The organism is Streptomyces sp. NPDC003691 (assembly GCF_053981115.1).
Genome location: NZ_JBSFNQ010000009.1, coordinates 1 through 20,071 on the forward strand (window position 1 = coordinate 1; position 20,071 = coordinate 20,071).

A 20,071-nucleotide genomic window follows, 5' to 3' on the forward strand; every position below is an offset into this window, starting at 1 on the left:
GCCCGGCCGGCCCGGGCCGGCCCGGGCCCGTCCGGGGTCAGGGTTTGAGGCCGACGAAGCCCCACTGGTCGACGGGTTCACCGGACGGCGGTGCGTCCGGGTGCCAGAGGCTGATCGAACCGAAGCCCGGTTCGACCAGTTCGAGCCCGTCGGCGAAGGAGCGCAGGGTCGCGGCCGGCCGGGAGACATAGGGCGCGGCGCCCCCGCTGGAGTAGTCCTCGGCGGCGGCCCGGGTCTCGGGCGTCTCGACGGTGTCGCAGAGGATCAGCGCGCTGCCCGCCGGAAAGGCCCCGAGATAGGCGCGGATCAGCCCGGCGGCCCGGGTGTCGTCCGTGATGTGCCCGAGGGTGGAGAGCAGCATCACGGCCACCGGCCGGGCCCGGTCCAGCACGCCCTCCACCGCGGCGAGCACGGTCTCCGGATCGCCGAAGTCGGCGTGGACATAGGTGGTGACGCCCTCGGGGCGCCCGACGAGCAGGGCCCGGGCGTGGGCCAGCACGATCGGGTCGTTGTCGACATAGGCGATCCGCGCCGAGGGGTCGACGGTCTGCGCGGTCTCGTGCGTCGCGTCCGCGGTCGGGAGCCCGGTGCCGAGGTCGAGGAACTGCCGGATGCCGTACCGCAGGGCGACCTGGCGTACCGCCCTGGTCTGGAACCGCCGTGACTCCCGCGCGATGTCGACGATCCGCGGATAGCTTCTGCCCAGCCGGGCGCCGAGCGCCCGGTCGACGGCATAGTTGTCGCGCCCGCCGAGCCAGTAGTTCCAGACCCGCGCCGAGTGGGGCGTGCCGGTGTCTATCTGTTCCGGCAGCACCCTGGACCGCTGCGCCTCCATCGGCGTCCCCCTTGCATCTCCATGCCGTACGGCCGTACGAGTGATCGCCATCCTTCCGCACCGGGCTCCGGGCGGACGCGGCGGACCTCCCGTGCCGGGGGATCCCCCCGGGGGAAGTCCGTCCGCCCCGGGACACCGCCTCGCACGGACAGCGGGACGGGACCACGGGCGGAGAGGACAGGGGCGGCGACTGACGGGCCCGGGCGGCGGGGACGGGCCCGGCGGCCCGGACCCACCGCGTCCGGTCCCGGGCCCGGGACCGAACACGTCCCGCAGAACGGTCCGCATGCGGAACCCCTGGAGGGCCCCGCGGGGGCCGCCGCACCCTTCGAGGCGGGGCGCAGAGGGTGAGCGGGCGGCGGGCCGCTGTGCCTGTGTCACCACCGTGCGGCAGGTGACCGGCGCCTGGTGACCCGCACCCGGTGACCGGTACGGCGCCCGCGGGCGGCCGGTTCGCGCCCTACCGGGTACCGCGGCGGCGCCGGAATGATGAAGGAACCGGAACGGAACCAGAACGGAACCGGAACCGACCGTCAGAGATCCGGAAGCCACCGTTCCCCCGCGCCCGGGGGCGGCGGCACCGGCGGAAGGAGCCCACCGTGTTGCTTCTCATCTCCCCGGACGGTGTCGAAGAGGCCCTGGAGTGCGCGAAGGCGGCGGAGCACCTCGACATCGTCGACGTCAAGAAGCCCGACGAGGGCTCTCTCGGCGCCAACTTCCCCTGGGTGATCCGGGCGGTCCGCGACGCGGTCCCCGCGGACAAGCCGGTCTCGGCCACCGTCGGCGACGTGCCGTACAAGCCCGGCACGGTGGCCCAGGCCGCCCTGGGCGCGGCCGTCTCCGGCGCCACGTACATCAAGGTCGGTCTCTACGGGTGCACGACCCCGGATCAGGCCGTCGAGGTGATGAGCGGGGTGGTCCGGGCGGTCAAGGACCACCGGCCGGACGCGCTCGTGGTCGCCTCCGGCTACGCCGACGCCCACCGCATCGGCTGTCTCGGCCCGCTGGCCCTCCCCGATGTCGCCCGTCGCGCGGGCGCCGACGTGGCGATGCTCGACACCGCCGTCAAGGACGGGACACGGCTCTTCGACCACCTTCCGCCGGACGTCTGCGGGGAGTTCGTCCGGCTCGCCCACGGCGCCGGGCTGCTGGCCGCCCTGGCGGGCAGCGTCCGCCGGGAGGACCTCCGCGAACTGACCCGTATCGGCACCGACATCGTCGGCGTGCGGGGCGCGGTCTGCGACGGCGGCGACCGCAACACCGGACGGATCCGGCCCGCTCTGGTCGCCGAGTTCCGGGCGGAGATGGACCGGCACGCCCGGGAGTTCGCGGCCGGCCCGGCAGCGGGATGACCACGGGAACACCGGGGAACGGGCTCCGCCGGGCGGCGGCGCGGGGAGGGCGTTTCGCGGTCGTCGATCCGGCGACGGGCGAACCGTTCGACGAGGCCCCCGACCAGGGCCCGGAGGAACTGGACGCCGCCGTGGCACGGGCCCGCGCGGCCTGGCCGGGCTGGCGCGCGGACCCGGCCGCCCGGACCACGGCACTGCTCGCGGCCGCCGACGCCGTGGTGGCCGCGGGCGACCAGCTCGCCCCGCTGCTCACCCGGGAACAGGGCAAACCGCTGGCCGAGTCGTACGCCGAGATCACCCGGACCGCGGCTCGGCTCCGCTACTTCGCCGAACTCGCCCCCGGGACCCTGCGGATCGCGGACGGCAGACCGGTACGGAGCGAGATCCGCTGGCGCTCCGTCGGTCCCGTCGCCGCGATCGTGCCGTGGAACTTCCCCCTCCAGCTCGCGTCGGCGAAGTTCGCGCCCGCGCTCGCGGCGGGCAACACGATGGTGCTGAAACCGTCCCCGTACACCCCGCTGGCCACCCGGCTGCTGGCCGAGGTGGTCCGGACCGCGCTGCCCGACGGCGTACTGACGGTGGTCACCGGCCGGGAGCCGCTGGGCGCCCGCCTGGTGTCGCATCCGGGGATCCGCCGGGTGTCCTTCACCGGGTCGGCCGCCACCGGCCGGGCCGTGGCCAGGGGTGCGGCGGAAGCGCTGACCCCGGTCACCCTGGAGCTGGGCGGCAACGACGCCGCCGTCCTGCTGGACGATGTGGACGTCGGGCGGATCGCGGACCGGCTGTTCCGGGCCGCCTTCCGCAACTGCGGCCAGGTCTGCATGGCGGTGAAACGCGTCTACGCCCCGGCCCGGCTCCACTCCCGGGTCGTCGAGGCCCTCGCCGAGCGTGCCGAGGCGACCGTTGTGGGATCCGGCCTGGACCCGGAGACCGGGATGGGGCCGGTGAGCAACGCCCCGGCGCTGGCCCGGGTCGAACGCCTCACCGCGCGCGCCCTGGCGGACGGCGCGCGGGCCGCGTCCGGCGGACACCGGCCGGACCGGCCGGGCTACTTCTTCGAACCGACCGTGCTGACCGGCGTCCCGCCGGAGAGCCCCGTGGTGACGGAGGAACAGTTCGGACCGGTGCTGCCGGTGCTGCCGTACCGGAGCCTCGACGAGGCCGTCGACGCCGCCAACGGCACCGGTTTCGGACTCGGCGGCTCGGTATGGGGCACCGATCTCGACCGGGCCGAGGCCGTCGCGGACCGGCTGGAGTGCGGCACGGTATGGCTCAACCACCACGCCGAACTCTCCCTCCACCAGCCCTTCGCGGGCACCAAGGAGAGCGGGGTCGGTGTCGCGGGCGGGCCGTGGGGACTGTACGCCCAGCTCGGTCCGTTCGTGGTCCACCGCCCGGAGGAGCCGTGAGCCTGACGTTCCGCGCCGCCGTCCTGCGCTCGTACGACGGGCGGTTCACCGTCGAGGACGTCGTACTGAGGTCCGGGCCCGCCGACGGCGAGCTGCTGGTCCGGATCGCGGGCTGCGGGATGTGCCGGACGGATCTCGCGGTACGGCGCTCCGCGGGCCGGACCCCGCTGCCGGCGGTCCTCGGCCACGAGGGGGCCGGGACCGTGGTGGCGACCGGCGGACCGGATACCGGTCACCGGCCCGGTGACCATGTGGTGCTGAGCTTCGACTCCTGCGGGCGATGCCCGAACTGCCTGCTGGCGGCCCCCGCCTACTGCGAGTCCTTCGCCTCGCTCAATCTCTTCGGCGGGCGCGCGGAGCACGCCGCCCGCTTCACCGACGCCGCCGGGGGCGCCCTGGCGCCCCGGTGGTTCGGCCAGTCCTCGTTCGCCGAGTACGCCGTGGTCCCGGCCCGTAACGCCGTCGTGGTCGACCCGGATCTGCCGGTCGAGCTGCTCGGCCCGCTGGGCTGCGGCTTCCTCACCGGCGCCGGGGCGGTCCTGAACACCTTCGCCGCGGGCCCCGGCGACACGGTCGCGGTCTACGGGGCCGGGGCGGTGGGGCTGGCCGCGGTGCTGGCGGCGACGGCCGCCGGGGCGGTGAGCGTGGCCGTCGACCGGCATCCCGGACGGCTGGCCCTCGCGGAACGGTGCGGCGCGATACCGCTGTCCGCCTCGACGCCCGCGCTGCCCGAGCGGATACGCCGGCTGACGGGCGGCGGCGCCCGGTACGCGCTGGACACCACCGCCTCCCCCGAGCTGATCAACGACGCGCTGCGGGCCCTGCGCCCCACCGGCCGGCTGGCGCTCGCGGCCCGGCTCACCACCCCGCTCCCCCTCGCCCCGGGCACCCTGGACCAGGGGCGCGGAATCTCCCACCTCTGCGAGGGGGACGCGGTCCCCGGGGTGCTGATCCCGAGGCTGACGGCGCTCTGGCGGGCCGGACTCTTCCCCTTCGACCGGCTCATCCGTACGTATCCCCTCGCCCGGATCGAAACGGCCGAACGGGATTTCGAGGCGGGCCGGGTGGTCAAACCGGTGCTGCTGCCGAAGGGCGCGGGCTGACGACGGCGGCGCACCGGGCCCGACGGCGATACGGCGATACGGCGGCCGGGCCGCGCCGCGCTCCGGCCGCGCGTCCTGTCCGGGTGCCCTATGCGCGTGCCCTATCCGCGTGCTCTGGCCGCGAACACCCAGCGGTTGCCCTCCAGGGCGTCGTTCGCCTCGGGCAGCGGGCCCCGCCCGTGGCGGCGGCTGAACTCGAAGGGCGTGTGGACGGTGGTGGACCAGCCCCGGCCGGCCAGCTCGCCCGCGGAGTCGGGCCGGTCCTCCAGCGCGAAGAGGTCCAGCAGGTCGATCCCGAGCTGCTCCCTGGTCGCGGTGTAGATCGGGCTGTCCCGGTACTCCAGCAGGTCCTTCTCCAGTTTGACCTCGTACGCCAGGGCACTGCCCGCGGCGCTCAGCCGGTCCACCAGGCCGACGAGCCGGGTCTCGGCGGTCCTGGGCAGATAGAACAGCAGCCCCTCGGCCAGCCAGACGCTCGGCGCGGCCGGGTCGAAGCCGGCCCCGGTCAGCTCCGTGACCCAGTCGTCGCGCAGATCGGCCGGTACGGTCACCCGGGCCGCCTTCGGCACGGCGGACACCCCGCCGAGCACCTCGTCCTTGAACGCGAGGACCCCGGCACGGTCGACCTCGAAGACCGTGCAGCCGTCCGGCCAGTCCAGCCGGAACGCCCGGGAGTCCAGCCCCGCCCCGAGCAGCACCACCTGACGGGCCCCGCCCGCCACCGACCGCAGCAGGAAGTCGTCGAGCACCCGGGTCCGCAGCCCGAAGTACCGGGCGAACCGCCCCCAGAGCGGATTGGCCTCCCCGCCCGCCACCTGGTCCGGCCGCACCGGCCAGCCCACGGACGCGGGCGCGGCACGCACGAAGTGCTCGGCGTACCCGTCCCGCGCCAGGCTGTCGTGGCGATGGCTCTCGATCGCCCGTGCCGCAGCCACCAGCAGCGCCGTCACACCGACGCCCCCGTGGACGCCGTCCGTACCCGTGGTCCCGTATGCCGTGTCCGTCATCAGCCCTCCCCAGCCGACACGAGACATACACACCCCGGCCCGCCTCGCAGAGCCGCGCCCACTTCTTTCACCCGAACGGGCGACTCAGGCGGGTATCCAGTTCGGCCACCGCGGCGGGATGTTGCTCGCGGGACAGGTATCGGCGAGCGTCGGATACCCGTCGATGGTGCCGCGGGTCGCAAAGACCCACCAGGCGAACAGGACCGTCACCACCACGATCAGGACCACGGACACGGCGACACGGACGGCCGTGGGAGCCCGGCGGGTCAGCAGCCGCCCGGTGAGCAACGACGCGAGCGCGAGGGCGACGCTCGCCCCCGGGAGGAAGAGGAACAGTACGTTCACCTCCATGCTGCCGCCCGCGTCCTCATCGGGCATGCAGTACTGGCGGGCCCATGCGGTCAGGTACCAGCCCGCGATCCCCACGGCGGCTCCGAGCAACGCGGCACCCGCCAGGGGCAGGAAGGCGGGAAGCTTCGGCTTCTGTGCGGCCGTGACCGTGGTGTCCATGTTCATGAACGGACATGACACCCCCCACGCCGTACCGGTTCCCGCGGCGGCCCGGGCCGGGGCCGGAAGAAATCCTGTGGAAGCGGCCGGAGCTCGCCTTTACGATGGCCCGATGGCGTCGATCAGAGAAGTTCAGATCACCTTCGACTGCGCGGACCCCGAGCGGGTCGCCCGGTTCTGGGCGGAGGTGCTGGGGTATGTCGTACCGTCACCGCCGGAGGGCTTCGCCACCTGGGCCGAGTACGACCTCACCCTGCCGCCCGAGCAGCAGGACCAGGGGGCCTCCTGCTCCGACCCCACCGGGAAGGGTCCCCGGCTGTACTTCCAGCGTGTCCCCGAGGGCAAGGTGGTCAAGAACCGGCTGCACCTCGACGTCCGTGTCGGCACCGGGCTGAAGGGCGCCGAGCGGCTGGCCGCCCTGGAGGCCGAGTGCGCCCGGCTGATCCCGCTCGGCGCGGAGCGCGTGGAGCTGCTCGTCGCGGACGGTGTGAACGAGTCGTGCCTGGTGATGCGGGACGTCGAGGGCAACGAGTTCTGTCTGGACTGAGCCGGTCCGCCTCCGGCGCGGAGATGCGCCAGGGTGGATGGGGCTTCTGGAAAGCCCTCCGCCGGACTGCGGACCGGCCCGGTTACGGACGGCCGTCGGCCCCGCCGTCAGCAGCCGCCCGTCCAAACCCGGGCCACGGCGAGCGCGGTCGGGGCGACGGCGGTGAGGAAGCCGCCCGTCGCCGCCAGGGTCTGGCCCGCCCCGGTCGCGGGGGCGCGGCGGAGCCGGACGATCCGGAGGCCGGTCGAGTCGGCGGCGGCCTGGAGTCCCACCGTGCCGGCCGGGGCGGCCGTCAGGACGGAGAGCGCCGTGGCGACCGTCTCGGAGCGGCACCGGCGCGACGCGTGGTCGTCGGCGGCCAGTTCGACGAGCCAGGCGGTGGCGGGGCGGGCGAGCCGGAAGAGCGGTACCCGGGGGAAGGCCCGGGCGAGCGAGACCGTCACGGCGGCCATCAGATGATGGCGGCCCCGTAAGTGGGCCCGCTCGTGTTCGACGACGGCGGCGACGGACGCCGGGGGCAGTTTGTTCAGCGCTCCCGAGGTGAGCACCACCCGGCCGCCCCGCGCGGGTACGCAGTAGGCGGCGGGCGCGGCGTGCTCCAGGGCGACGGCGGGCAGGCCGGGCAGCGGTCGGGCCAGCAGGTCGAGCACGGCGACATGCCCCCGCCAGCCCTTGCGCAGCCGCCGGAAGGTGCCCGTTGCGACAACGATGCCGCGCAGTACCACCCCGGCCAGGACCGCCGCGCCCGCGGCGCAGAACACCGCCAGCCCGTTGCTGAGCGCCGCGCGGCCCAGCTCCGTACAGCAGCGCATCGTGGTGAACCCGGCGCCGCTCCACAGGAGATGACCCAGCGCGGTCAGCCCGAGCGCCGCGACGGCGGCGCAGACCGCGGCGAGGAGTCCGGCCCAGACGGCGAGCGCGGCACGCGGATAGCGCGAGGTCCACGCGGCCCCGGACAGCAGCCGGGGCATCCAGATCGCGCACACCACCAGATAGCCGGTCAGCAGCGCGATCTGGATCATGTGTCGCGGTCGCAGTCGTGACGGTGGCCGTCCCGGCCGTCCCGGCCGTCCCGCGGTTCCGCGGCTCCCGGCCCGGATTCCGGTGCCGCTCCGGCCACGGGGTCGCCGGGGAGCCGGTGCAGGGCGGAGCGCAGCGCGGTCGAACGCTCCGAGCCGAGGCCCTGGACGAAGTGGAGCAGCGCCACATCGGGGTCCGCGCTGTCGCCGAGCACCTGGTTCATCAGCCGGGCGACGCAGGCGTCGCGGGCTTCGACGGGGGCGTACACGTACTGCTTCCCGCGTTTGTCACGGGTGAGCCAGCCCTTGCGGAAGAGCTTGTACATGGTGGTCATCACGGTGGTGTACGCCAGGGGCTGGGCCCTGGCGGAATTGATCTCGCCGCTCACCTCGCGGACCGTGACGGGCTCGGCGGCGGACCAGATCCGGTCCATCACCTCGGCCTCGAGACTGCCCAGATTCCACATCGTCGCCCGCCCCTCCCGCCTGCGCCTGTGATCATAGCGAGCGGTTCCGGCGGGTCCTAGACGGCCGGTTTGCGGAGGGTGGCGAGCAGGGTGGTCTCCAGGACGGCGGCGGCCTCCTTGGCGCGCAGCCGGCGGGCGGTGGTCTCGGCCGCCGCCGAGTGGAGCAGGCTGTAGAAGACGGTGACCAGCCAGGGGCGCGGCAGGTCGGTGCGGAAGACGCCCTCCTCCTGGCCGCGGGCGATGAGGCGGTCGACGCGGTCCAGGACCATGCGGTGCTGGCGGCGGCGGCGCGGTTCGCCCACCAGGCCCTCGGATGCGGTGACCAGATGGGAGTGCTGGTCGAGGATCCGCCAGCAGGAGCGGATCATGCGGACCATGCTTTCGTCGGCGGGCCCGGTGTCCAGCTCCTGGGCGGCGAGCGCCCGGTCGGCCTCGCTGACGGAGTAGGCGAGGACCGCCTCGAACAGCTCCTCCCGGGAGGGGAAGTGCGCGTACAGGGTGACCCGGCTGACGCCGGCGGCCCGGGCGACGGCGGTCATGCTGGCGTTGGGGTCCTCGCGGAAGCACTCCAGCCCGGCGGCGACGATCGAGACGATGCTGCGTTCGGCGTCGGCGCGGCGTCGGGCGGCTCCGCCGGACGGTCCGGGCGCCGGACGGCCGGCGGAACCGGACGGCGTCCGGCGGCTGGAACTCGTGGGCATGGGGGGAGGGTACGTCAACGCCCCGCCCTCAGCCAGAATCGGCGGCGGTGCCCGGGGGCCCGGCGGCGGGCTGCCGCGCCGCCCCGTTCACGGGCCCGCGCGCACCCTCCGCCGGGCCGGGCGCCGGGCCCCGGACCGCCGCGCCGGACGGGCCCGGGGCCGGGACGAGATGCCGGGAGACGCTGCGCAGCTTCTCGCAGGTCTCCTCGAACTCGCGCTCGGGGCGGGAGGCGCCGACGATCCCGGCGCCGGCCCGCAGCCAGGTGCGGCCCTCGCGCTGGTAGACGGTCCGCAGCACCAGGGCCGCGTCGAGTTCGCCGTCCGCGCCGACCATGAGGACGGCGCCGCTGTAGAGGCCGCGGGGTTCGGTCTCGTACTGCCGGATGAGGTCGTAGGCCGCGGTCTTGGGTACGCCGGAGGCGGTGACGGCGGGGAACACGGCCGCGAGCGCGGGCCAGGGGCCGCGGGTCCGGTCCGCGAGGCTGCCGGTGACCCGGGAGGCGATGTGCTGGACGCTGCCGCGGCGTTTGACGGTCATGAACTCCTCGACCCGGACGGACTCCCGGGCGCAGACCCCGGTCATCTCGTTCCAGGCCACCTGGACGGAGATGGCGTGCTCGTAGACCTCCTTGGCGTCGGCGAGGAGTTCGGCGCGCAGGGCGGCGTCGCGCTCGGGGTCGCCGGTGAGGGCGCGGGTGCCGGCGAGCGGCTGGGTGGAGACGGTGCCGTCGGCGGCGGCCTCGACCACGGTCTCGGGGCTGAATCCGGCGGCCCGGAGTCCGCCGAGGCGCAGCAGGAAGGAGCGGGCGGGGTCGTTGGCGCCGCGTCCGGTCGCATAGGTGGCGATCAGGTCGACGTCCCCGGCGATTTCGACGGTGCGGGAGAGAATGACCTTGTGCAGTTCGCCGCCGCGGATCGCGGCCACGGCGGCGGACACGGCCTTCTCGTAGCCCTCCTTGCCCTGGGCGGCGACATCGACGCGGAGCGCGGGGGCCGGGGCGGGTGCGGGCCGGGTGGTCCGCAGCAGCCGTCCGATCCTCTCGGCCATGGCGGGGTCGGTGGCACGGATGAGCGCCGTACCGTCGCCGATCCGTACTTCGACGGCGGGTACGAGAAGGTGCAGCAGTGGTGCGCCGGGAGCGGGTTCCCCGGATCCGGGGGCGGCTGCGCCGGGGGCGGGTACGGGGGCCGCGGGGCGGGCCGGGCGGCCGTCGAGGGCGTACGACAGCTCGAAGGCGGCCCACCCGTAGGCGCGCCAGTTCTCGACGGGGAGGGCGGCGAGGAGCCGGCGGACCGGGGTGAGGGGGTCGCCGGTCCAGGGCTCGGTGGTGTGCCGGGTGCCGGTGCGCAGTTCGGCGAGGCCGGGGCGGAGGGTGAGTTCGGCCTCGGCCCCGGCGGCGTAGCACCACTCGCCGGGCCGCTCGTAGACCACGTACTGCTCGTACGGCCCGCGCCGGGCGAGACGGGTGGCGAGGTGCAGGGGGTCGCCGGTGACCGGGACGGTGGTTTCGGAGTAGCGCCGGCGCTCGGCCATGGGGGTTCCTCGGGGTCGGAGGTCGTCGGGTCCGCGGCGGTCGCCTGGGGCCGGGTTCACCGGCACCGGGCGGGTCACCGCGGTGGACGGGCGGTGGCCCGCGGGCCCGGGGCGGGCCCGTTGGTCAGGCTGCGGACGAGTGCGCGTTTGTCGACCTTGCCCACGCTGGTGAGGGGGAAGGAGTCGCAGATGCGCACCACGTCGGGGATCTTGTAGGCGGCGAGTCCGCGTTCGTGGAGGAAGTCGGTCAGTCCGGCCGCCTCCCGGTGCCCTTCGCGCAGCAGCAGACAGGCGCAGGTGCGTTCGCCGAGGTAGGGGTCGGGGAGCGGCACCACGGCGGCGTCGAGTACGGCGGGGTGGGCGCGGAGGTGGTTCTGGAGTTCATCGGCCGGGACCTTGTCGCCGCCCCGGTTGACGAGGTCCTTCTCCCGGCCCTCGACGACGAGCCGGCCGCCGGTGGTGAGGCGTACGAGGTCGCCGGTGCGGTAGAAGCCGTCGTCGGTGAAGGCGGTGAGGTTGTGCGCTTCGGCGCGGTAGTAGCCGCGCAGGGTGTACGGGCCGCGGGTGAGGAGCCTGCCGACGGCGCCGGGGGCGACCTCGCGGTCCTCGTCGTCCACGATGCGCAGTTCGTCGGCGGGGCTGAGCGGCAGTCCCTGGGTGGTGGCGGCGGTCTCGGGGTCGTCGCCGCGCCGGGTGTAGCTGAGGAGCCCTTCCGCCATGCCGAACACCTGCTGGAGTTCGCAGCCGAGGGCGGGCGGGACGAGCCGGGCGGCCTCCGGGGAGAGGCGGGCGCCGCCGATCTGGAGGAGGTCGAGGCTGCTGATGTCGGCGGTGTTCCACCGGGCGGCCTGGACCCACAGCGCGGCGAGCGGCGGTACCACGGCGGTGACGGTCGCCCGGTGGCGTTCGACGGCGGCGAACGCGGTCTCGGGGCTCGGGGAGGGGCAGAGGGCGACGGCGCCGCCGGCGTGGAGGGTGCCGAGGACGCCGGGGCAGGCGAGCGGGAAGTTGTGGCCGGCGGGCAGCACCGCGAGATAGACGCTCCGCTCGTCGAGGGCGCAGACCTCGGCGCTGGCGCGCAGGTTGTAGAAGTAGTCGTCGTGGGTGCGGGGGATCAGTTTGGGCAGTCCGGTGGTGCCGCCGGAGACCAGGAGGAGCGCGGTGGTGTCCGCGGGCGGCGCGGGCAGCGGGCGCGGGGCGGCGTCCAGCTCCGCGAGGGCGGTGTGCGGGCCGGGGTCGCCTGCCACCAGGACATGGCGCAGGGAGGGGACCCGGGCGCGTACCTCGGTGGCGAGGTCCCGGTAGTCGAAACCGGTGGCCGGGTCGGTGTCGGGGACGACGTACGCGACGGCTCCGGTGGTGGTGCCGAGGTGGACTGCCTCGCTGCGGCGGTAGGCGGGCAGTCCGAGGACGGGCAGGGCGCCCAGGCGGAAGAGGGCGAAGAGCAGGGTGAGCATCTCCGGGATGTTGGGGAGCTGGACCACCACCCGGTCGCCGGGGCGGATGCCGAGGCGGGCGAGCCCGGCGGCACGCCGGTCGGCGCGCTCGTCCAGCTCCGCGTAGCTCCAGGTGCGGTCGCCGCTCAGCAGGGCGGGGGCGCCGGGGCGCGCACGCGCCCGCTCGCGCAGCAGCTCGCCCAGCGGGCGGCCGAGCCAGTATCCGGCCCGCCGGTACCGCTCGGCGAATTCCGCGGGCCACGGAACCATGTCCACGAGGATTCACACCCCTTCTTATCGATTTTCCCGGCAAGGAATCCCATAACCCTTACCCCTCCGTAAAGAATCTGGCTTCCGCAAAGACGGAACGTCAATAACCACTCGATAACGAACAGGCAAAGTGTCCGGCGGAATCAGATGGAATCAGGGCAACTTCCGGCGTATTTAATAGGATTGATCGCCTAATTCCGACACTCTCCTGGCGGGTATTACACCTTCGAGCACCTTCCTTCCGCGGAACGCGCGTGATGTTTTAGGTTGGCCCGACGGAAGCAGCACCGGGGCGTTACGGCGAACCCGACGAATTCCCCCACGCACCCTTTTGAATCGCCGGTAAAACCGTCGGCGAGGAAGCGAGGAGAGGACAGCGATGACGCACCGCGATCCCGCTGTAGCACGCCAGATCCGCGAGGCCCTGTCCGAGGTGCTCGGCCTTCCCCCGGACTCCCCCGACGCGCCGGCCGATACGGACAATCTGATCGCGCACGGACTCGACTCGATCCGCACCATGGCGCTGGTGGGGCACTGGCGTTCGGCCGGGTTCGAGGTGGACTACGCGGCGCTGGCCGGGGAGCCGACCATCGCGGCCTGGACCCGGCTGATCGGCGCGCTGCCGGGCGCCGGTCTCGCTCCCGCGGCCGGTCCCGCGGCAGGTCCCGGGGGCGCGGCCGCCGCCGGAGCCGCCGTCCGGGGAGGCCCGGACGCCCCGGACTCGGACGACACCCCGGACCTCGACGAGTCGCGCCCCTTCCCGCTGACGCCGGTCCAGCAGGCGTACTGGCTCGGCCGCCAGGACGGCCGGCCGCTCGGCGGCAACGGCTGCCACGCCTATATCGAGTTCGACGGGAAGGGGGTACGCCCCGACCGCCTCGAAGCGGCCGTACGCACCCTCCTCGCCCGCCACGGCATGCTCCGCGCCCGCTTCCTGGACGACGGAACCCAGCAGGTGGCGCCCGATTCGCCCTGGCCGGGCCTGACCGTGCACGATCTGCGCGAGCAGTCTCCGGAGCGGGCGGAACGGTCCCTGGAGGACGTCAGGGCCGCACTCTCGCACCGCCGCTTCGACGTCGCCGCCGGGCATGTCCTCGACGTCCGGCTCTCGCTGCGGCCCGGCGGCGCCACCCGGATCCACTTCGGCATCGACCTGCTCGTCGCCGATGTCCTCAGCATCCAGCTGCTGCTCGCCGAGCTGGCCGAGTGCTACCGCGGGGGCCCGCGCGCCGGAGACGGCGCACCGGGCGGTCCGGCGGAGCCCGGGACGTCCGAGGCATCCGGGGCGTCAGGGGTGTCCGGGGAACCCAGGGCCGCGGGGGCCTCGGGGGTGTCAGAGTCGTCGGAGGCGTCCGGGAAACCGGCGTACTCCTTCGCCCGCTATCTCGGCGACCTCGCCGCGCGCCCCCGCCCCACCGCGGACAAGGCCCGCGCCTACTGGCAGGAGCGGCTCCACGAGCTGCCCGGCGGTCCCGCCCTGCCGCTCGCCGCCGACCCCGAGCGCGTCGAGGCCCCCCGGTTCAGCCGCCGCGGCGCCCGGCTCACCCCTGCCCAGTGGCGCGGATTCACCGGACGGGCCCGCGCTCACGGCATCACCCCCGCCATGGCCCTGGCCGCCGCCTACGCCGAGGTGCTCGGCGCCTGGAGCGCCCAGCAGCGCTTCACCCTCAACCTGCCGCTCTTCAACCGCCAGGACGTCCACCCCGGCGCCGGGTCGCTGATCGCCGACTTCACCAACCTCGTACTGGTCACGGCGGACACCTCGGGCGGCGGCTCCTTCGCCGACCGGGCCCGCGCCCTCCAGGCCCGGTTCCAGCAGGACGCCGCCCACGCCGAGTACCCGGCCGTGGACGTCCTGCGCGACCTCGCCCGCGCCCGCCCCGGCGAACGGCCCACCGCCCCCGTCGTCTTCGCCAGCAATATCGGCTCCGAGTTCGTCGCCCGGCCCTTCCGCGAGACCCTGGGCTCGTTCGGCTGGATGGTCTCCCAGACCCCGCAGGTCTGGCTCGACCACCAGGTGTACGAGGACGCGGACGGGCTGCTGCTCGCCTGGGACGCCGCCGACGAACTCTTCCCCGACGGCCTGCTGGACACCATGTTCGGCGCGTACGAGCAGTTGCTGACCGTCCTCGCCGCGGACGACGCGGCCTGGACCGGTCCCGTGCCCGCGCTGCTGCCCGAGGCGCAGCGCACGGTCCGCGAACGCGCCAACGACACCGCCGACGCCCGCACCGACGCGGGGGCCCGCGGCAGGCTGCTCCACGAGGACGCCGTCGAGGCCGCCCGGCGGGCGGGTGAGCGCACCGCCCTGCTCTGGGGCACGGACGGCCGGATGAGCCATGCCGAACTCCTGTCCCGTGCGGTCGCCGTCGCCACCGGACTGCGCGACCGGGACATCCGGGGCGGCGAACCCGTCGCCGTCGTCCTCGACAAGGGCTGGGAGCAGATCGCCGCGGTCCTCGGGGTGCTTCTCGCGGGCGGCGCCTATCTGCCCGTGGACACCAATCAGCCGCCCGCCCGCCGTGACGGCATACTCGCCGACGCCGGGGTGCGCACCGTGCTCGCCCACTCCCGGCTGGCCGCCTTCGAGGACTTCTCCGCCCTCCCCCATGTCATCGAGGTCGACACGCTGGCCCCGGCCCCGGACGGCACCCCGCTGCCCTCTCCCTCCACCGGCCCCGAGGACCTCGCGTACACCATCTACACCTCGGGCTCCACCGGCCGCCCCAAGGGGGTGATGATCAGTCATCGCAGCGCGCTCAACACCGTCCGCGACATCACCGAGCGGTACGCGGTCACGGCGGGCGACCGGGGGCTCGCCCTCGCCGCCCTCGGCTTCGACCTGTCGGTGTACGACATCTTCGGCGTCCTCGGCGCGGGCGGCAGCCTCGTCCTGCCCGACCCGGACCGGCGCGGCGACCCCTCGCACTGGGCCGAACTGGTCGCCCGCCACCGGGTCACCTTCTGGAACTCCGTACCCGCGCAGCTCCAGATGCTCCACCACTACGCCGAGAGCGACCCCTCGCTCGACCTGTCGGCCCTGCGGCTGGCCCTGCTCTCCGGAGACTGGATACCCGTCACCCTCCCCGACGCCGTCCGGTCCCGGTGTCCCGGCCTGCGCCTGATCGGTCTCGGCGGCGCCACGGAGGCCGCGATCTGGTCGATCGCCTTCCCGATCGGCGAGGTCCCGGCCGACTGGCGCAGCATCCCCTACGGCCGGCCACTGGCCAACCAGACCTTCCATGTCCTCGACGCCGCGCTGCGCCACCGCCCCGACCTCGTCCCGGGCGAGCTGTACATCGGCGGTACGGGCGTCGCCCTCGGCTATCTCGGCGACGAACGGCGCACCGCCGAGCGGTTCCCGACCCACCCCGTCACCGGGGAGCGGCTCTACCGGACCGGGGACCTCGGCCGCTATCTGCCGGACGGCACGATCGAATTCCTCGGCCGGGAGGACACCCAGGTCAAGGTGCGCGGGCACCGCATCGAACTCGCCGAGGTCGAAAGCGCCCTGCTCGCCCACCCCGACGTCGGTTCCGCGGCCGTCGTCGTCGACGGCACGCACACCGCGGGCCGGAGGCTCGCCGCCGTGGTCACCGGCAGCCGCCGCACCCCCGCCGACGGCGACCCCGGGGCCGCCGTCGAGGCCCGCGAACTGGCCCGCGCGGCCCACGCAGCCGGAGCGAAAGCCGCCGCACGGGCCGCGGGCGAGAGCGCGCTCGCCCGGATCGACAAGGACCGGCAGCGGCTGGACGAGATCGCGTTCACCGCCATGGCCGCGGCCCTGCGCGCCCTGGGTGCCTTCCCGGCCGGCGCCCCGGACCCGACCGCCGAGGAGGTGCTGCGGCGGACCGGGGTGCCGCCGCGGAACCGCCGGATCGTACGCCGCTGGCTCACCGCCCTGGAGGGCGCCGGGCTCGTCCGCCGCTCTCCGGCCACCGGCCGCTACCGCGAACTCCAGCCCGTCGGCGCGCAGCGGCCGGCGGAGGAGCTGGCGCGGCTGGAGAGCGAGGGCACGGGAGCACTGTGGACCGCTCCCGTGCACGCCCTGATCGCCGAGAGCATGCGGCGGCTGCCGGAGCTGCTGCGCGGCGAACTCGACCAGGTCCGGCTGCTCTTCCCGGACGGCGAGCCGGAGGCCGCGCGGGCGCTCTACGCCGATAACGCGATCATGCGGTATCTCAATCACGCGGCCGCCGCGCTCGCCGCCCGGGTGGCGGCCGGTACCCCGCCGGGACGGCCGCTGCGCGTCCTGGAGGCCGGCGCCGGGGTCGGCGCGACGACCGAGCAGATGATCGCCGCGCTGCCCGGCGCGTCGGGCGGGCCCGGTATGGAGCCCGACTACCTCTTCACCGACGTCTCGCAGTTCTTCCTCCACGAGGCCCGGGCGCGCTTCGCCGCCCACCCCTGGCTGCGCTACGGGCTGTTCGACTTCAACAGCGGCTACCGGGGCCAGGGACACCGGGCACAGAGCTTCGACCTGATCATGATCGCCAATGCGCTGCACAACGCCCGGGACATCGACGCCGCGCTCGCCGGGCTGCGGGAGCTGCTGGCGCCCGGGGGCTGGCTGGTGCTGACCGAACTCACCGTGGACCGGCCCGACCTGATGACCTGGATGGAGTTCCTGATCCGGCTCGACGGGGAGGACCCGGACGACGAAGGCGACTTCCTGGACCGCCGCCGGGGCCGCGACCGGACCTTCTTCGACGCGGACGAGTGGCGTGAACTCCTCACCGCGGCCGGGGCGCAGGCGGTGCTGGTCCTGCCCGAGGACGGCTCCCCGCTGGCCGCCTTCGGCCAGCGGCTGATCGCCGCCACCTTCAACCGGGACCGGGCCGATATCGACCTGGAGGATCTGAGCGACCATCTCGCCGAGCAGCTCCCCGAGTACATGATCCCCGCCCGTATCGAGACCGTGGAGGAGCTGCCGCTCAGCGCCAACGGCAAGGTCGACCGGGCGACCGTGCTCTCCTGGGTCGCCGAGGGGCGCGGCGATGACCCGGCACGCTCCGCGCCGCTGCTGGACGAACGGGAGCGCGCGCTGGCCCGGCTCTGGGAGGAGCTGCTCGATGTCCGCGGGGTGGCCCGCGACGACGACTTCTACGAACTGGGCGGCGATTCCCTGCTCGTCGCCCGGTTCATCGGGCGGCTGCGGCGCGAGGTGCCCGGGGCGGATGTCCTGCCCTTCGACGAACTGCTGCGGACCATGGTGCGCCGCCCGACGGTCGCCTCGGTGGCCGAACGGCTGCGCCGCGCGGAGACGGAGGGCCCGGAGCAAGTCGCCGAGGCGGGCACGGGCGGGCCGGATGGCCCCGGTACGGAGGCGGTCGCGGGCGCACCCGCCGGTACGGCGACGGTCGCGGGTCGCGAGCCGGGCGCGGACGCGGAACCGGAGCCAGGCACGGACACGGGCGCGGGACCGGGTATGCCCGTGGGCGCGCGGCCGGACCCGGGTACCGCCGCAGGTACGGAGGTGACGGGCCGGTGAACCCCGTCGCCCCCGGCACCGCCGGACTCGCCCGGCAGTGGCTGCGCGGCCCCCGCCCCCGCCGCCGCCCCCGGCTCCGGCTGGTCTGTTTCCCGCACGCGGGCGGCTCCGCCCGCTTCTTCTACCCCTGGCCGCGGGAGCTGCCCACCGGCGTCGAACTGCTGGCCGTGCAGTACCCGGGGCGCGACGACCGGCTCGGCGAACCCGTACCGGTACGGATGGACGAACTGGCCGATCCGCTCGCCGAAGCCGTCGCCGGGGCGGGCGACGTCCCGCTGGTGCTCTTCGGGCACAGCATGGGCGCGTCCGTCGCCTTCGAGGTGGCCCGGCGGCTGCACCACCGCTCCCCCGGCCTCGTACGCCATCTCTTCGTCTCGGCCCGCCCCGCCCCTTTCACCGCCGTGCCCGACTCCGGCCCGCTCCGGGACGACGACACCCTGGTACGGGAGTTGGCCCGGCTCGGCGGCACCGACCCGGCCCTCTTCGACGACCCGGGGATCAGGTCGGCGCTGCTGCCCGCCATCCGGGGCGACTACCGGCTCATCGGACGCTACCGCTACCGCGCGGGCCCGCCGCTGGACTGCGCCACGACCGCCCTGGTGGGCAGCCACGACCCCGAGGCGCCGCGGCGGCTCGCCGAAGGCTGGCGGGCGGCCACCACCGGCACCTTCACCCTGCGGGTCATGCCCGGCGGCCACTTCTATCTGAGCGAGCGCCGCTCCGAGGTGATCGCGTATCTGCTCACCGCGCTCGGTGTGCACGGCGGCCGGGGCGGCGGACCCGCCTCCACCCCCTGAGCCGCGGGCCAGGGCCCTCAAGAAGCTACCGACCAGGAGGACGCGTGGGCGCGCTCGGCAAGGACACACCTCACGGCGGGCTCCGGCCCGGCGACGGCGGTCGCAGGTGAACGACGACCCGCTGGCCAAACCGCGCGAGGCCTGCGGGGTGGCCGGCGTCTGGGGCCCCGCCGTACCCCTGGTGCGCACCATGCTCATCGCGCTCCAGCACCGGGGGCAGCAGAGCGCCGGGATCGCCCTCTGCCGGAGCGGCGGCACCATCGAGCGCCGCACCGGCCCCGGCCGGGTGACCGAGGTCTTCCCCGAACCCGCCCGTCCGGCGCCGCCGGACGCCGCCGGGGCCGTCGGGCATGTCCGGTACGCGACCTCGGGCGGCCCCGGCGACGACGGGGAACCGGCCCAGCCCGTGGTGGTGGAGGCGGGCCCGGGGCACGGGCGGATCGCCCTCGCGCACAACGGCACGCTCGTGCACACCCCCGGGTCCCGTGCGGAGCTGGGGCTCCCGCCGGGGGCCACCGACACCGTCGTACTCGGCCGGATGCTGGGCGCGGCCATGGCAGGCGGCGCCGGGCTGTCCCAGGCGCTGCACCGGGTACTGCCGCATGTCACCGGCGCGTACTCGCTGGTGCTGACCGACGGCAGGCGGATGTACGGGGTACGCGACCCGCACGGCTTCCGGCCCCTGTGTCTGGGCCGGCTGGACGATTCCTGGCTGCTGGCATCGGAGTCGGCGGCGATCGCGGCGGCCGGCGGAAGGTTTCTGCGGGAGGTGGAGCCCGGGGAGGTGCTGGAGGCCGATGCCTCCGGACTGCGCGGCGGCAGGCTCGACGTGCCGGGCGCCCGCCGCGCCTCCTGCGTCTTCGAGCATGTCTACTTCGCCCGCGCCGACTCACGGATCGGCGGCCGGAGCGTCTACGCGGCCCGGTACGCGGCCGGGCGGGCGCTCGCCCGGCACGCGCCGCCGCCACCGTCCGCCGATGTGGTGGTGGCCGTGCCCGAGACGGCCCGGGTGGCGGCCGACGGCTACGCCTGGCGGGCCGGGCTGCCCGGTGTGCAGGGGCTGTTGCGGCACGAGGGCGTCGGCCGTTCGTTCATCACCGCAGACCGGGCGGGCCGCGAGGCCGCGGTGCGGCGGAAGCTGTCCGCCGTACCCGCCGCCGTCGCCGGACGCTCCGTCGTCCTCGTCGACGACTCGCTGGTCCGGGGCACCACGATGTCGGCGGTCGTCGCGATGCTCCGTACGGCCGGGGCGCGGGCGGTGCATCTGCGGATCGCGTCCCCGCCGCACCGCTGGCCGTGCTTCTACGGCATCGACACCGGGCGGGGCGAGACCCTGCTCGCCGCCCGGGTCCCGCAGGACCGGCTGGCCGGACATCTGGGGTGCGACAGTGTGGAGTTCCTCCCGCTGGACGCGCTCGTCGGCGCGGTCGGCGGCGGGACGGACACCCACTGCACCGCGTGTCTGGACGGCCGGTTCCCGACGGCGGTGGACCTCCGCGAAGAGGTCCTTCCCCGGCGGGGGCGCTGAGCCGTCGCCCTACTACGGCACCAGGGGCACCGCGCCCACGGCCGCCGCGGCCCCCGCCCCCGCGA

15 protein-coding genes are annotated in these 20,071 nt (G+C 74.9%); 7 read left to right on the forward strand and 8 right to left on the reverse strand.

From position 1 onward, the window contains the following. Positions 1–37: 37 nt before the first annotated feature. The gene (locus tag ACWDR0_RS06575; RefSeq protein ID WP_456350528.1) at positions 38–835 is read right to left on the reverse strand and encodes an SAM-dependent methyltransferase; all 798 of its coding nucleotides are present in this window, start codon (positions 833–835) and stop codon (positions 38–40) included. Between the two features lie 602 nt (positions 836–1,437). On the opposite strand from ACWDR0_RS06575, the gene ACWDR0_RS06580 reads away from it, so the two are divergent. From ACWDR0_RS06580 to ACWDR0_RS06590, 3 genes are read left to right on the forward strand one after another with little or no spacing between them, the layout of a single operon-like run. After that, a complete protein-coding gene (locus ACWDR0_RS06580; protein WP_456350631.1) occupies positions 1,438–2,187 on the forward strand; it encodes a (5-formylfuran-3-yl)methyl phosphate synthase in 750 nt (249 codons plus the stop codon). Continuing rightward, on the forward strand, positions 2,184–3,596 hold the full coding sequence (locus ACWDR0_RS06585) for an aldehyde dehydrogenase family protein (protein WP_456350529.1): 1,413 nt from the start codon (positions 2,184–2,186) through the stop codon (positions 3,594–3,596). The genes ACWDR0_RS06580 and ACWDR0_RS06585 overlap by 4 nt, the downstream gene beginning before the upstream one ends. 2 nt (positions 3,597–3,598) lie before the next feature. Beyond that, positions 3,599–4,699: an NAD(P)-dependent alcohol dehydrogenase gene (locus ACWDR0_RS06590; protein WP_456350632.1), complete on the forward strand. Its 1,101-nt coding sequence runs from the start codon at positions 3,599–3,601 to the stop codon at positions 4,697–4,699. Positions 4,700–4,800: 101 nt separating this feature from the next. Here ACWDR0_RS06590 and ACWDR0_RS06595 read toward each other — a convergent pair whose 3' ends face one another. Then, positions 4,801–5,706 (reverse strand): class I SAM-dependent methyltransferase, encoded by a 906-nt coding sequence (locus ACWDR0_RS06595; protein ID WP_456350530.1) that lies wholly within the window; start codon positions 5,704–5,706, stop codon positions 4,801–4,803. Between the two features lie 84 nt (positions 5,707–5,790). Continuing rightward, entirely contained in the window at positions 5,791–6,222 is a 432-nt protein-coding gene (locus tag ACWDR0_RS06600; RefSeq protein ID WP_456350531.1) for a hypothetical protein, read from the reverse strand. Positions 6,223–6,328: 106 nt separating this feature from the next. On the opposite strand from ACWDR0_RS06600, the gene ACWDR0_RS06605 reads away from it, so the two are divergent. Continuing rightward, complete coding sequence (locus tag ACWDR0_RS06605) at positions 6,329–6,763, forward strand: VOC family protein (RefSeq protein ID WP_456350532.1); 435 nt, start codon at positions 6,329–6,331, stop codon at positions 6,761–6,763. Between the two features lie 107 nt (positions 6,764–6,870). Here the strand turns inward: ACWDR0_RS06605 and ACWDR0_RS06610 are convergent, their stop codons facing one another. From ACWDR0_RS06610 to ACWDR0_RS06630, 5 genes are all read right to left on the reverse strand, one after another. After that, entirely contained in the window at positions 6,871–7,785 is a 915-nt protein-coding gene (locus tag ACWDR0_RS06610) for a M56 family metallopeptidase (protein WP_456350533.1), read from the reverse strand. Further along, on the reverse strand, positions 7,782–8,249 hold the full coding sequence (locus ACWDR0_RS06615) for a BlaI/MecI/CopY family transcriptional regulator (protein ID WP_456350534.1): 468 nt from the start codon (positions 8,247–8,249) through the stop codon (positions 7,782–7,784). The genes ACWDR0_RS06610 and ACWDR0_RS06615 overlap by 4 nt, the downstream gene beginning before the upstream one ends. 56 nt (positions 8,250–8,305) lie before the next feature. Then, positions 8,306–8,950 carry a TetR/AcrR family transcriptional regulator gene (locus ACWDR0_RS06620; protein ID WP_456350535.1) on the reverse strand — a complete coding sequence of 215 codons (645 nt, stop codon included), beginning with the start codon at positions 8,948–8,950 and terminating at the stop codon, positions 8,306–8,308. Between the two features lie 28 nt (positions 8,951–8,978). Then, entirely contained in the window at positions 8,979–10,484 is a 1,506-nt protein-coding gene (locus ACWDR0_RS06625) for a salicylate synthase (RefSeq protein WP_456350536.1), read from the reverse strand. A 74-nt stretch (positions 10,485–10,558) separates the two neighbouring features. Continuing rightward, positions 10,559–12,190, reverse strand: coding sequence for a (2,3-dihydroxybenzoyl)adenylate synthase (locus ACWDR0_RS06630; RefSeq protein ID WP_456350537.1), 1,632 nt, complete (start codon positions 12,188–12,190; stop codon positions 10,559–10,561). 379 nt (positions 12,191–12,569) lie between these two features. Between ACWDR0_RS06630 and ACWDR0_RS06635 the strand changes: the two genes are divergently transcribed. The 3 genes from ACWDR0_RS06635 to purF all read left to right on the forward strand — a co-directional run bounded on the left by ACWDR0_RS06635 (position 12,570) and on the right by purF (position 20,006). Then, entirely contained in the window at positions 12,570–17,681 is a 5,112-nt protein-coding gene (locus ACWDR0_RS06635) for an amino acid adenylation domain-containing protein (protein ID WP_456350538.1), read from the forward strand. After that, on the forward strand, positions 17,678–18,478 hold the full coding sequence (locus ACWDR0_RS06640) for a thioesterase II family protein (protein ID WP_456350539.1): 801 nt from the start codon (positions 17,678–17,680) through the stop codon (positions 18,476–18,478). The genes ACWDR0_RS06635 and ACWDR0_RS06640 overlap by 4 nt, the downstream gene beginning before the upstream one ends. 106 nt (positions 18,479–18,584) lie before the next feature. Continuing rightward, positions 18,585–20,006 (forward strand): amidophosphoribosyltransferase, encoded by a 1,422-nt coding sequence (gene purF, locus ACWDR0_RS06645; RefSeq protein ID WP_456350540.1) that lies wholly within the window; start codon positions 18,585–18,587, stop codon positions 20,004–20,006. Positions 20,007–20,071 lie beyond the last annotated feature (65 nt).

Coding starts and splice junctions, on each gene's coding strand:
- ACWDR0_RS06575 (WP_456350528.1), bottom strand. CDS start 835: ATGGAGGCGCAGCGGTCCAGGGTGCTGCCGGAACAGATAGACACCGGC.
- ACWDR0_RS06585 (WP_456350529.1), top strand. CDS start 2,184: ATGACCACGGGAACACCGGGGAACGGGCTCCGCCGGGCGGCGGCGCGG.
- ACWDR0_RS06595 (WP_456350530.1), bottom strand. CDS start 5,706: ATGACGGACACGGCATACGGGACCACGGGTACGGACGGCGTCCACGGG.
- ACWDR0_RS06600 (WP_456350531.1), bottom strand. CDS start 6,222: ATGAACATGGACACCACGGTCACGGCCGCACAGAAGCCGAAGCTTCCC.
- ACWDR0_RS06605 (WP_456350532.1), top strand. CDS start 6,329: ATGGCGTCGATCAGAGAAGTTCAGATCACCTTCGACTGCGCGGACCCC.
- ACWDR0_RS06610 (WP_456350533.1), bottom strand. CDS start 7,785: ATGATCCAGATCGCGCTGCTGACCGGCTATCTGGTGGTGTGCGCGATC.
- ACWDR0_RS06615 (WP_456350534.1), bottom strand. CDS start 8,249: ATGTGGAATCTGGGCAGTCTCGAGGCCGAGGTGATGGACCGGATCTGG.
- ACWDR0_RS06620 (WP_456350535.1), bottom strand. CDS start 8,950: ATGCCCACGAGTTCCAGCCGCCGGACGCCGTCCGGTTCCGCCGGCCGT.
- ACWDR0_RS06625 (WP_456350536.1), bottom strand. CDS start 10,484: ATGGCCGAGCGCCGGCGCTACTCCGAAACCACCGTCCCGGTCACCGGC.
- ACWDR0_RS06630 (WP_456350537.1), bottom strand. CDS start 12,190: ATGGTTCCGTGGCCCGCGGAATTCGCCGAGCGGTACCGGCGGGCCGGA.
- ACWDR0_RS06635 (WP_456350538.1), top strand. CDS start 12,570: ATGACGCACCGCGATCCCGCTGTAGCACGCCAGATCCGCGAGGCCCTG.